The organism is Paenibacillus daejeonensis DSM 15491 (genome assembly GCF_000378385.1).
Taxonomy (GTDB): domain Bacteria; phylum Bacillota; class Bacilli; order Paenibacillales; family Paenibacillaceae; genus Paenibacillus_D; species Paenibacillus_D daejeonensis.
The window spans coordinates 187,846-200,634 of the sequence record NZ_KB899661.1 but is presented as its reverse complement, the minus strand read 5'-3'; the positions used below and the strand labels follow the sequence as shown (position 1 = coordinate 200,634).

Annotated in this window: 10 protein-coding genes; 7 read left to right on the top strand and 3 right to left on the bottom strand. The window is 53.9% G+C overall.

What is annotated here, in order from left to right; translation table 11 throughout:
* Window positions 1–67: 67 nt before the first annotated feature.
* The 3 genes from F556_RS0112025 to F556_RS0112015 all read left to right on the top strand — a co-directional run bounded on the left by F556_RS0112025 (window position 68) and on the right by F556_RS0112015 (window position 4,408).
* A complete protein-coding gene (locus F556_RS0112025; RefSeq protein WP_020617207.1) occupies window positions 68–1,648 on the top strand; it encodes an extracellular solute-binding protein in 1,581 nt (526 codons plus the stop codon).
* A gap of 218 nt (window positions 1,649–1,866) precedes the next feature.
* Window positions 1,867–3,669: a cache domain-containing sensor histidine kinase gene (locus tag F556_RS0112020; protein WP_020617206.1), complete on the top strand. Its 1,803-nt coding sequence runs from the start codon at window positions 1,867–1,869 to the stop codon at window positions 3,667–3,669.
* Window positions 3,644–4,408, top strand: a complete 765-nt coding sequence (locus F556_RS0112015) for a response regulator transcription factor (RefSeq protein ID WP_020617205.1) — start codon at window positions 3,644–3,646, stop codon at window positions 4,406–4,408. The genes F556_RS0112020 and F556_RS0112015 overlap by 26 nt, the downstream gene beginning before the upstream one ends.
* Here the strand turns inward: F556_RS0112015 and F556_RS0112010 are convergent.
* On the bottom strand, window positions 4,401–5,291 hold the full coding sequence (locus tag F556_RS0112010; RefSeq protein ID WP_020617204.1) for an aldo/keto reductase: 891 nt from the start codon (window positions 5,289–5,291) through the stop codon (window positions 4,401–4,403). The two genes, F556_RS0112015 and F556_RS0112010, sit on opposite strands and share 8 nt — an antisense overlap.
* Window positions 5,292–5,440: 149 nt before the next feature.
* Here F556_RS0112010 and F556_RS36210 point away from each other — a divergent pair, with 149 nt between their 5' ends.
* Complete coding sequence (locus F556_RS36210; RefSeq protein WP_083937987.1) at window positions 5,441–6,880, top strand: SEC-C metal-binding domain-containing protein; 1,440 nt, start codon at window positions 5,441–5,443, stop codon at window positions 6,878–6,880.
* Between the two features lie 641 nt (window positions 6,881–7,521).
* Here the strand turns inward: F556_RS36210 and F556_RS0112000 are convergent.
* Entirely contained in the window at window positions 7,522–8,346 is an 825-nt protein-coding gene (locus F556_RS0112000) for an ABC transporter permease (protein WP_020617202.1), read from the bottom strand.
* Window positions 8,327–9,325, bottom strand: a complete 999-nt coding sequence (locus tag F556_RS0111995; protein WP_020617201.1) for a daunorubicin resistance protein DrrA family ABC transporter ATP-binding protein — start codon at window positions 9,323–9,325, stop codon at window positions 8,327–8,329. The genes F556_RS0112000 and F556_RS0111995 overlap by 20 nt, the downstream gene beginning before the upstream one ends.
* Before the next feature lie 215 nt (window positions 9,326–9,540).
* Here F556_RS0111995 and F556_RS0111990 point away from each other — a divergent pair, with 215 nt between their 5' ends.
* From F556_RS0111990 to F556_RS33795, 3 genes are all read left to right on the top strand, one after another.
* On the top strand, window positions 9,541–11,589 hold the full coding sequence (locus F556_RS0111990; RefSeq protein ID WP_020617200.1) for a catalase: 2,049 nt from the start codon (window positions 9,541–9,543) through the stop codon (window positions 11,587–11,589).
* A gap of 336 nt (window positions 11,590–11,925) precedes the next feature.
* Window positions 11,926–12,390 (top strand): LytTR family DNA-binding domain-containing protein, encoded by a 465-nt coding sequence (locus tag F556_RS0111985; protein WP_020617199.1) that lies wholly within the window; start codon window positions 11,926–11,928, stop codon window positions 12,388–12,390.
* Entirely contained in the window at window positions 12,380–12,787 is a 408-nt protein-coding gene (locus F556_RS33795; RefSeq protein ID WP_211222572.1) for a DUF3021 domain-containing protein, read from the top strand. The genes F556_RS0111985 and F556_RS33795 overlap by 11 nt, the downstream gene beginning before the upstream one ends.
* Window positions 12,788–12,789: the final 2 nt, after the last annotated feature.

The window sequence follows — 12,789 nt, the reverse complement described above, 5'->3', positions numbered from 1 at the left end:
CCGGGGGACGGACTTTCATAGATAAGAATCGCAAGCGTGTTCAATCTAATCGAGGGAGTTGTCCGATATGAGAAAGGTACAAAAGGGGTCGGCTTGGCTGATTACAGCCAGCCTGATGGTGCTGCTGCTCTCCGCATGCGCCGGCAATAACGCTACACCAAATAACGGCGGCAATGCAGGAGAGACGCCTGCTGCGTCAGGCAACAATGGCCAGACGAACGGAGCGCCGGAGCAAGTGACGCTGGATCTGTTCGTGGATCAAACCTGGTGGCCGATGAAGGATTGGTCGGGCGCGGTAGCTGAAGAGATAACAAAACAAACAGGCGTGAATCTGAATGTAACCGTCGCCACGGATGATAAGCAGCTGCAGGTCATGATTGCTTCGGGCGATCTGCCTGATCTGGTCGTCACCAGCGGTCAGGTGAAGCGGATGTCCGATCCGGATCTGTCGCTGGCCTGGAATGACCTGATTGCCGAGTATGCCCCGGACTGGGAGCTGGAGCAGGAGCGCATCGGCGTGAATACGGCGGAGGACGGCAACTTCTATACCATCCGCAACTTCTTCTCGACGGAAGCGGAGTGGGAGGAACACAAGGACACAGCGCTGCTGTACACTGGTGGGATCTCGGTGCGTCAGGACATTATGGAGGCGCTGGGCAACCCAGAGATTGCTTCACTGGAAGACCTGACGGCACTGTTCCAGACGGTCAAGGACACATATCCCGACATGATTCCGCTGGTCTTGAACCCGCCGAACTGGCATCGGGCGTACTTCGAGCAGCAGTTCGGGGCGCTGAGCGGCTTCAATGACGTGAACGGTCAGTTGGTGTACTCCCTCAACATGCCAGAGTACAAAGACATGTATCTATATATGAATGACCTCTACCGCAAAGGCTTCATCCGGGCGGAGAACTACGCGTACAAATCGGAAGATCAAGGCAAGCAGCTGATGTTTAACGGCACTGGCTTTGCCTACTCCTGGACAACGCAAGGCTCAGACCAGCTGACATCGGCAGCGAAGGAGCAGGGCGGTCATACCTTCGTCAACCTGCCTGTACGCCTGACGGATAACCTGAAGATCGTCAACTCGGCAGTTGGCTGGCAAGGCGTATTTATTACCAAAGAGAACAAAAACCCCGAGGCCTCCATCAAGCTGATGCAGTTCCTCCAATCGGACGAAGGCCAGAAGCTGGCGCTGTGGGGTATTGAAGGCGAGCATTGGGATTATGCAGCGGATGGGGATTACCCTGTGTTCAAATACAACACCATGGACGATGCGGAGCGCGTAGCCCGCGGTGCATTCTATTGGGGCTTGCTGATCGGCTCGACCACGACAGAAATGCGTGCGCTGTATGAACCGGACACAGATGCAACACGCACCAACAAGGTCGTTACGGACGAAACCCAGTTCATTCCGGCGATTGGCCTGGTGGCCCCGGATGCGGATTCGGATGAGCAGGTTGTGCTGACGAATATCCAGGAAATGATTAAGAGTGAAGAGAGCAAGGTGCTGCTCGCTACATCAGAGGAGGCAGCCTCCGCGGCATACGATGCGATGGTGGAGCAGGCCAATCGGATCGGTCTGGAGCGGCTGGAAGCGTGGGCCAATGAACGCTACGAGCAAGCCAAGGCCCAGCTCGAATCTTAAAAACCAGGGGAGTGGACCTAGGGGTCCTGCTCCCCTTTGGCACGCCATGGTTTGTCGCAAGTTAGCGGCCCAGAGGCAATGGACAGGCGTGCTATACTAATAGAAAAAGACCGCCGAGGAGGCTTTTTTATTATTATACAATTTATAAGTTTTCGGGGCCCCCCGCAAAGTATCTGGCTAAGCTTCGAAGAAAAGGCTTCACTTTGTGGGGTTATTTTATGACAGCGCTTTATAGGTGGATCGACCAGCTGCGACATTTGCGCATCGTCCCCAAACTAATCATCGGCTATGTCCTGCTGGTCTGTATTCCCTTTACGCTGTTCGGCGTCTATTTCTACCATCAAATGTACAACAATATGAAGTCCCAATACCTTGTCGACCAGGAGAAGTTTACGGAGCAGTCGCTCGCCAACCTGGAGATTGAAATGTCGAAGATCGAGTCCGTGCACTCCCTCTTCCAGAATAACGATACGCTGATCCGCTATCTCGAAGGCGAGTACAAGACGGATTGGGAGATGATCTACACCTACCAGAATGATATCCGCACGACCTTTAATTTTGCCTTGAAAAGCGTACCGGCGATCCAGAACCTGAGTGTCTATATGCGCAACGACCAGGTGCTGAGCCTGGAGCCCGATCTCACAGAGGGTGCTGCTTATGGGGGCCCCTTATCTATGGAACAGATCACTGCGCTGCGTCCGAACCAGGGCCAGTGGACCTATCTCCCCGATGAGGGCAGGCTGCCGACGGTGTACTACATCAAGAACCTCTACAATGACAATTATACGGAAAGTCTGGGGTTCCTCGTCGTGGAGGTTAATCAGCGGTTGTTTGGTCAATTCGCAGGAGCATCGCCGCAGGCTTCCAATAGGTATTGGGCGATTGTCGGTAAGGACGGTGAGCAGGTGTATGAGCAGACGGCTCCCGGCTTTGTGGAGGGCGAACTGGCGGCACTGGCAAGTCATGCACCGGAGCGGGGCATCACGAGCTTTTTTGTCCATGGGGATGATTATCTGACGCACGCCATTCGTTTGACAACGCTGGGGCTCATTATTGTCGAGGTCGGTCATGTGGTTTCCCTGCTGGATGTCCGTATCGACCAATGGTGGTTGATTGGGGCTGGCGTACTCATGTTGATCATTTTGTCGCTCTGTTATTTCGCCGTCGCTTCCTCCGTGACGAACCGGCTCCTAAGGTTCTCCCGGCATTTGAAGCGGGTCGATGACCCCCGGATTGCCGTCTATAGCGGTGCGAGCGGTACGGATGAGATTGGTTTTTTGATCCAATCGTACAATGCCATGATCCGGCGGATGGATGAGCTGTCGCGGGATTACCACCGGTCGGAGATGCTGAAGAAGGAGGCGGAGATCAAGATGCTGCATGCTCAGATCAAGCCTCACTTCTTATACAATACGCTGGAGACGATGCGGATGATGGCGCTCATGCGGGGGGAAAAGGAGCTGGCGGAGGTCGCGTCGTCGCTGGGCAACCTGCTGCGATATAGTCTGGTGCGCAACCGGGATGAAGCGCTGCTGACCGATGAGCTGGCGCATGTGCGGGATTACATCGGCATTCATCAGGTTCGGATGGGGGAGCGGCTGCAGTTCGAGCTGCACATCGATGGTGACATCACGGGTGTGCGTACGCCAAGGTCGATTCTGCAGCCGATTGTCGAGAACAGCATCCTGCATGGCCTGGGCAACCGGCGCGGCAAAGGGGAGATCGAGTTGACGGTTACGGAGGAAGCAGACTACTGGCGTATTGAAATTCGGGACAATGGACCGGGGTTGACTCCAGAACGGCGGCAGCTTATTACTCGCATGCTGGATGGACAGCTGGAGACAGACGAGGAATCGAAGCTGGGAATCGGACTGCGGAATGTGCATGAGCGGGTAAAATCGTACAATGGAGAGAATACGGGAATTCGGCTGAGAGAGGAAGCGGGCGAAGGAGCCGCGTTCCAGATTCTGTTGGTCAAGAGAGGAGCGGAGATGCATGCTGAAGCTGCTGATTGTGGATGATGAGCCGATTATCGTGGGTGGTCTGCGGCATATGATTATGGCGGAGCGGTCCTTGTTCACGCAGGTGGACTGCGCCTACGATGCCTTCGAGGCGCTGGAGCGCATGGATTGTGAATCGTACGATCTGATGATCACCGATATCCAGATGCCGGAGATGGATGGACTGGCCCTCATTCGGGAGGCTCAGCTGCGTCAAATGCAGCGCTTCGTCATTCTCTCTGGCTATGACGTATTCGATTATGCGCGGCAGGCGATGCGGATGGGGGTGGAGGATTATCTCCTGAAGCCAATTCAACATCGCGAGCTGTTTGAGGTTCTGAATCGGCAAGCGATTGAGATCATGGCAGCCAACAAAGATGAACCGGCCTCGCCGCCTGCATTGCAGGCGGCAGAGCTGCCGGTTATCAGCAAATTCAAAGCCTACGTGCAGGAGCATTACATGCACGATCTGGCACTGGAAGAGGTGGCCTCCCATTTGGGGATGCATCCCAACTATTTTTGCAGTGTGCTGAAACGGGAGACGGGCATGACCTTCGTCCATTACTTGAACAGCGTGAAGATCGAGCGGGCCAAAGAACTGCTCGTCCACCCGCAGCAGCCGACAGTCGAGCAGGTGGCGCGCAGCGTTGGTTACGAGAGTATCCGTCATTTCTACAAAGTGTTTAAACAGTTTACCACACACACGCCGGGTACTTATAAAACGGCTGTCATGGGAGAGGCAGAGCGTTCTACTAGATGATATCCAGCGGCACTTTGCGTTTCGGTGCAGGGAATGCCTCCTCCAATTGAGCCAGCGTATCCTCACGCAGGTCAATGCTGGCCGCCGCAGCATTCTCGCGTACGTGGTCGGAGCTGGAAGCTTTGGGAATCGAGAGCACGCCGCTCTTGCGAATGGTCCAAGCCAGAATCAGCTGCGAAGGTGACACTTGGTATTCCTTAGCAATACTTTGCACGACTTTATTCTCCAGCATCCCTTTCCGCATCGATCCACCTTGTGCCAACGGGCTATAAGCCATCATGGGAATGCGTTGCTGTTGCAGCCAAGGCTGGAGCTCATACTCAATTCCGCGCGATGCGATATGATAGAGCACCTGATTCACTGCACATGCTTCTCCACCTGGCACCTTCCAGAGCTCCTGCATATCGGAGGTGTCCAGGTTGGAGACGCCCCAGCGGCGGATTTTGCCCTCAGCTACCAGCTGTTCCATTCCTTGAACCGTTTCCGCCAGGGGGATGCTTCCACGCCAATGGAGCAGATACAGATCCAGGTGATCCGTCCCGAGCCGCTGCAGACTCGCTTCGCAGCTGCGCGCGAGCCGTTCGCCGCCTGCATTGTGCGGATAAACCTTGGAGACGAGGAACACTTCATCGCGTTTCCCCTTGATCGCCTCACCGACTAGCGACTCTGACAACCCCTCACCATACATCTCCGCCGTATCCACGACCGTCATGCCGAGCTCGATACCCAGACGCAGGGCCTGAACTTCTTCCTCCCGTCGTGCGGGATTGTCGCCCATATTCCACGTGCCCTGACCTAGTGCCGGGATCCTGGTACCGTCGGGCAGCGTAACGGTACGCTGGCTCAGCGCCTCCCGAATGGTCTCGTCGGATAATGTCTGCATGCTATCAGCCTCCTTGGGTTTCGTTGGACTTATTGTGTTGGACTTATTGTAGCACACTGGAAATTCGCCTCAAGGCTCTGGTTTATGTGTTTTAAATGGCCGTCTATGTTAATATGGACAAAAAGTTGTCGAATGAAAGGCTGATAGAGATGCAAAAATTAGGACGTAACGACAATTGCCACTGCGGAAGCGGGAAAAAGTATAAGAAATGCTGTCTCGACAAAGACCAGGAAAGCAATATCACACGCATCGGCCCTAAGGCCGAGCCTGAATGGAACCTGGAAGACGCGATGAACAATGTGACCCGTTTCGATTCTGCTGCGCCAGAATTCAATCTGGAAAAAGCGATGAACGAGGAATTGGTATGGGATATTCCCATTCATCTCGAAGTGGCCAAGCTGTTTGTAGAGCACACGTCGGGTCGGTATGACGATGAAGATATTTATGATCTTGTAGTCATTTGGAATCAATTTGCCGCTGAAAACCAGCCAATTATTCGCAAAGTAGCGGTTTTTCCAGCCGTCTTGGAAAATATGCTCGCAATTTTGACGGATACCTTTATTACTCAGGCTGATCTAGCGAGAAAATACGGGGTATCGGCGGCGACAATTTCAAACAAAATGGATCAAGTATTTGATTATTTTGTGGCTCAATGGGAAGCAATGGAGGATTCAGTGGGGGAACCTCCCATGAATCTTCAATCGCGTAATTCGATGGAAGCTCAAATGAAGGCGATTCAGGACATGTTGGCCAATCAGGATTTTGAGACGATGGAAGAGGCACAGGCATTCTTGAAAAACCTGATGCAAAACGATGGCGCCATGCCGGCACCTGCGGTTCAAATTGGTTCAAACAACAAGGCCAAAGGACGAAATGCCGCAGCATTATTGGATCAAGCCATGTCCCAGAACGATCCTGTCAAACGTGAGAGGCTTGCCCGCCAGGTCATCGAGGTCAATCCGGATGAGGCTGATGCTTATTCCATACTTGGGGAGTTAGCTCCTAATCCGCGTGTGGCCGCTTATTATTACCGGGAAGGGATGCTTGCTGGAGAGCGGGCGCTTGGGGAAAAACGATTCAAGGCAGCCAAGGGACATTTCTGGATGGATGTTGAAACCCGGCCGTACATGAGGGCGAAGCTGAATTATGCTCAGACCTGTGCGACGATGTTCAATCAGGAAGAGGCGATTCTTCAGCTCGAAGAAATGCTGGAGCTCAATCCGAACGATAATCAGGGTGCGCGTGATTTACTACTGATGGCGTATCTGGAAGAACATGAGTATAAGAAGGCATCCCAGTTGATAACCGCTTATGAAGAGGACGCCAGCGCGTGGTTTACTTACAGTCGGGTATTAGTGGAGCAGGGATTGGACAAGCCGGAATCAACCATCAGGCACATGCTGCGCCTGGCTATAGAGGCTAATCCCTATGTACCCGCCTATCTGATTGGCAAAAAAAAGCTGCCCAAAAAATCGCCAGAATATGTCGGCTTCGGGGATGACCGGGAAGCAATATATTACGTGCAAGGGAACTTCCACTTGTGGCAGCTGCAGCCCAAGCTGACGAAGCTGTTGGAGGGGATGATCTGATCCACTTTTGATGAGAGTGGGAAGATGCATCAGGTGGGTACGGTAGATGAGTGCGGCGAACCAGGGGCAAAAAGTTACTTGAATTGTGCCGCTGTCCGTGATTACGCTCAACCAGGGGTAAAAAGTTACTTGGATTTCAGTGGCTGGGGGGTTCTCGCTGAATGAGGTGCACAATGTTACTTGAATTGCTCGGAAGCGGGCAGGTGAGCTAAATAAGGTGCACAATGTTACTTGAATTGCTCGAAATCGGGAGAGTATGCTGAATGAGGTGCACAATGTTACTTGAATCGCTCGGAAGTGTGCAGGTGAGCTGAATGAGGTGCACAATGTTACTTGAATTGCTCGGAAGCGGGCAGGTGAGCTAAATGAGGTGCACAATGTTACTTGAATTGCTCGGAAGCGGGCAGGTGAGCTAAATGAGGTGCACAATGTTACTCGAATTGCACTGCCGTAGCGCTGCCAGGCTCACTCCCCCCCATCTCTAGCACTCTACGTACCCTGCGCAACCTACTCAACCCACTCAACCCACTCAACCACCTATCTCATCTACCTTGGGCATTAGCCCCTCACCACACGCCAAAAAAGCCTGCCCGGAACTAACGCAATAACCGGACAGGCTTTTTGTCATGCACTTATACTTCTTACTTCTTGTTGTTATAGAAGTACATCGTCAGCGGCGCGAACACGGCGACGAGTGCGGCGGAGATGATGAGCACCAGCGTCACGTCACCAGCTGCGCTCGGTCCATGCGCCAGGCCGCGGACCGCATTGACGACGAGCGTCACCGGATTGATGTCGACGACCGCTTGCAGCCAACGCGGCATCGTGGACGTGTCGACGAAGACGCTGCTGAGGAAGGTCAGCGGGAACAGCACCATCATGCTGATCGCCATGAGCGCCTTCTCCGTGCGGACGATCAGGCCCAGCAGGGTCCAGATCCAGGAGAGGCTGAAGGCGAAGACGAGCAGCAATCCCACGCCGAGCAACAGCCCGCCCAATCCGTTGTCCGGGCGGAAGCCTAGCGCATAGCCGAGACCGATCATGATCGATGAAGCCAGCAGATAGCGGACCGTATCGACCATCAGCGCGCCAACGAGTACGGCAGGCCGCCAGAACGGCAGCGTACGGAATCGGTCGAAGATTCCTTTTTGGATATCCTTGTTCAGGTCCGTGCCCGTGTACATGGTGATCATCGACACCGTCATGACCAGAATGCCTGGGAGGACGAAGTTCAAATACTCGCCCGTCGATCCCGAGATGGCTCCGCCGAACAAGTAGGTGAACATCAACAGGAAGATGACCGGGAACGCCGTCACATCAAAGAGCTGCTCTGGGACGTATTTGATCTTCAGCAGCGCCCGCCAGGCCAGCGTCAGACAGGCGGTGAGCGGACTCGGCCGCCGGGGCCGTTGCTTGAGCGACAGCACCTGTTCCAGATCAGGGGCACTATCCGGCCTGATTAACATGGTTATCGCCTCCTTCTTCCGTTGATGCGGGTTTGCCCGTCAGGGTGAGGAATACCTCATCCAAGCTAGGCTGGCCCATGGAGAAATCGGTAATCGGGATGCCTTCTGTAACCAGTCGGCTGAGTGCCGCTGCCGCTTCGCTGTGATTACCAATCTGCGCGATCAAGCGGTGGGCGCGCTCGTCGATTTCAACAGTCTCGCCTGTGATTTCCGCCAATACCCGATGGGCAACCGGCAGATCATCACTGGATTGCAGATGTACGGTCAGTCGCCCGGCGCCAACCATAGCTTTCAGTTCGCTGCTCGTCCCTTCGGCAATCAGCCGCCCGTGGTCGATGACACCGATTCGGTCCGCAAGCTGGTCGGCTTCCTCCAGATACTGCGTGGTCAGGAAGACGGTTGTCCCACTGTTCACCAGTGCCCGGATAATATCCCAGACCTGGTTGCGACTACGCGGATCCAGCCCGGTTGTCGGCTCGTCCAGGAAGAGCAGATCCGGCGCAGTGACAATGCTGGCCGCGATGTCGATACGACGTCGCATGCCGCCCGAGTATTTTTTGACCTGGCGGTCTGCCGCGTCCTCTAGGTTAAATGCACGCAGCAGATCCATGGCCCGCTGCTTGGCCCCTTGCCGAGTGAATCCGACCAGTCTGGCAATCAGGATCAGGTTTTCCCGGCCGGACATCTCCTCATCTACCGACGCGAATTGGCCAGTCAGACTGATGCATTGCCGCACGCCATCCGGATCCTTCCGCAAATCATGGCCCATGACCGTGGCGTTTCCGCCATCTGGCTGCAGCAGCGTAGCCAGCATTTTGATCGTCGTTGTCTTACCTGCCCCATTCGGACCAAGAAATCCATAGATTGAGCCCTTTTTAACTTTGAGCGAGATGCCATCGACGACCTGCAGGTCCCCGAAGCGCTTGACCAGATCTGTTGCTTCGACTGCCCACTCTTCTTGCGGCTGATGTGTACGCATAATGACCTCCCATTCCTTTTCCTATCTCCCTTGATTATACGCAATCGCCAAACCTTCATGTCTTCTGGATTGCTTAGTTCTCCTTAGCAGTATACCCGTGTATTGTTGACAACAGTTTGTCAGGGAACGGAGGGTGATTGAATTTTCGTTCACTAGGGTAATGCCGTGTAGTTTGTCCTATGTCTGTTACCCACCAGAAACAAGGAAGGAAGTGCATGATGAGCGATCACAAAGTACCCGTTAACCGTAAACAGGAGCAACTTGAGGAATACAAGGTCACCGATCAAGGTCAGGCCCTAACAACCAACCAGGGGCTCAAAGTTGCGGAGGATGAGTTTTCCCTAAAGGCGGGCGAGCGGGGACCGACCCTGTTGGAGGACTTCCACTTTCGCGAAAAAATGACGCACTTCGATCATGAGCGGATTCCCGAGCGCATCGTGCATGCCCGAGGATTTGCTGCTCATGGCGAGTTTGAACTCTACCAATCCATGAAAGAATATACAAAAGCCGGTTTTCTCCAGGACCCAGCCGAGAAAACGCCGGTCTTCGTCCGGTTCTCTACAGTTGCCGGCTCCAAGGGCTCTGCTGAGACGGTACGAGATGCGCGAGGCTTCGCCACCAAATTCTATACGCAAGAAGGAAACTATGATCTGGTTGGCAACAACATTCCTGTCTTCTTCATTCAGGATGCCATCAAATTCCCGGATCTGATCCATGCCGTCAAGCCCGAGCCGCACAACGAAATGCCGCAGGCCGCCTCCGCCCACGATACGTTCTGGGATTTCGTAGCTAATAATCAGGAGACGGCACATATGGTCATGTGGGCGATGTCCGACCGAGCGCTTCCCCGCAGCCTGCGAATGATGGAAGGGTTTGGCGTGCATACCTTCCGTTTCATCAATGATCAGGGCCAGGCGCACTTTGTAAAATTCCACTGGAAGCCTGTACTTGGCGTTCATTCCATCGTCTGGGACGAGGCTCAAAAAATTTCGGGTAAAGACCCGGACTTTCATCGCCGCGACCTGTGGGATGCGATCGAGAATGGGGATTATCCAGAATATGAGCTAGGCGTCCAATTGCTGAAGGAAGAAGACGAGTTCAAGTTTGATTTTGATATCCTAGACCCGACCAAGATCTGGCCGGAGGAGGAGGTGCCGGTCAAGCTGATTGGCAAAATGACGTTGAATCGCAACGTGGATAATGTCTTCGCGGAGGCGGAGCAGGTAGCCTTTCATCCCGGACATGTCGTGCCAGGCATTGATTTCTCCAACGATCCGCTGCTGCAAGGCCGGTTGTTCTCCTATACGGATACCCAGCTGATCCGGCTGGGCGGACCGAACTTCCACGAGCTGCCGATCAACCGGCCCGTCTGCCCGTTCTTCAACAACCAGCGTGACGGGCACGGACGTCAGACCATCAACCGGGGAGCGGTCAGCTACCACAAGAACTCGTTGGCCGGCAATACACCAGCCCCTGTTCCGGAATCCGAAGGCGGATATGCCCATTATCAGGAGAGGGTAGAGGGGCACAAGGTCCGCGCACGCAGCGAGAGCTTCAAGGACCATTTCTCCCAGGCTCGTCTGTTCTGGAACAGTATGTCGGAGCCGGAGCAGCTGCATATCATCCAAGCCTTCTCCTTTGAGCTGGGCAAGGTGAAGAGCAAGGATGTACGGCAGCAGGCCGTGGATATGTTTGGCCATGTGAGTAGCGAGTTGATGACCCAGGTGGCTGACAATATTGGTGCGAACCCGCCACAGGCCGAAGAAAGTAAGGTGACCAAAGCCTCGCCTGCGCTCAGCCAGTTGAACACGACGATGGCAGCGGCTACCCGCAAGGTGGGCGTCATCCTGGACAGCGACGCGCCTGTGGAGCAAGTAGGTGAGGTTCTGTCTGCATTGAAGCTGGCTGGCATTCAGGCTGAATTAATCAGCAGTAAGCTGACACCTATCAAGGGAGCGGACGGTCAGGAGCTGGAGCTGGATCATACATTCCAGACCGCGGATTCCGTCATCTTCGACGCCATCTATGTGGTGGGCAGCAAGCGCGGTGACAAGAAATTCGAGGAGGAGACGCGCTATTTCCTCCGTGAGGCTTTTGCACACGCTAAGCCGATTGGTGCATCCTATGCCGGTGAAGAGCTGCTGGAGAAGGAGTCCCTTAAGGGTAAGCCGGGTGTCCTCACAGCTTCATCTGCCGAAGATTTTGCCCAGGAGTTCATCGGCGCCATCACACAGCACCGGTTCTGGGAGCGAGAGTTGGCCTAATACACCTTCATACACAGGAAAGAAACCGTCAGCATGGTTCGAGGCAGCGCCTCGGCACATGCTTGGCGGTTTTTTTATTAATGCATCACAGGGAGCTTAAGTTGCACTTTGCGGGGAACCACCAAGCCCAAATTTCGTAGTAGCAGATTGAATACATAATGACGATAACGAATAAGTGGCCGCGTTTCCTTCAAATACGAGTTAAACAACCTTATGCAGTACAGGTTGCATTTTATACGACTTGTGCAGCAGGAGCTGCAACTCATCCCGATTCGGTAGCGGGGGGCCTGGGGAGCAGGCATACTATAGATGAGCAGAGGGAGTGGATCCCGCGATATGAAAATCAAGATTGAAATTAGTGAGGAGCATGACGAGCCAACGATCATCATTCAGGCAAAAGAATGGACGGATGAGCTGGCAGCGCTTATGAAGCGGCTGCAGTCCCAACCCACCCGGCGGCTGGTGGGGGTGGATGACGAACGGTCTATTTTGCTAAATCCGACTGAAATTGATTATGTCTACGCAGAGAATCGCAAAGTGTTCGCGGTCCGGGAGAGTCAGCCAACCGAGCTGAAAATGAAGCTGTATGAAGTCGAAGAGCAGCTGCAGGAGCATCGTTTTCAACGGTTCTCCAAATCCGTGATTGGCAATCTCGATCAAATTGACCGCTTTGAGTTGGTCTTTAACGGCAATCTGTGCGTACATTTCAAGTCAGGCAGCAAAGAGTATGTTTCCCGTGGCTATGTTGCAGAGTTGAAGAAACGCCTCATTCTGGGAGGAGGTGGCGATGGTGATCACTAATGTCCTATACCGCGTGCTGGGGGGATTGGGATGCTCGGCCATTTTCACCTTCATTGCGCTAACTGCACTGGTCATTGGAGACACGGAGGCCGCTGTTCGGGACATCTGGCAGCATATGGCGGGCAGTATGATTCTCGGTGTAACCTACGGGGTGAGCTCCTATATCTTCGATTACGAGCGCTGGAGTCTGCTCAGACAGCTGGCGGTTCATTATCTGCTGACGTTAACGGTCTTCGCGTTGGTTAATCTCTGGGTGGGCTGGGTGCCGTTAACTCCGCTGTCCCTATTGCTTGGATTCGTTATCTATAGTGTGAATTACACGCTTTTCTGGTTTGGATTCAACTGGTACTTCAAGATGCAGGAGCGGGAGCTTAATCAATCCTTGAATAAAAAATAGGG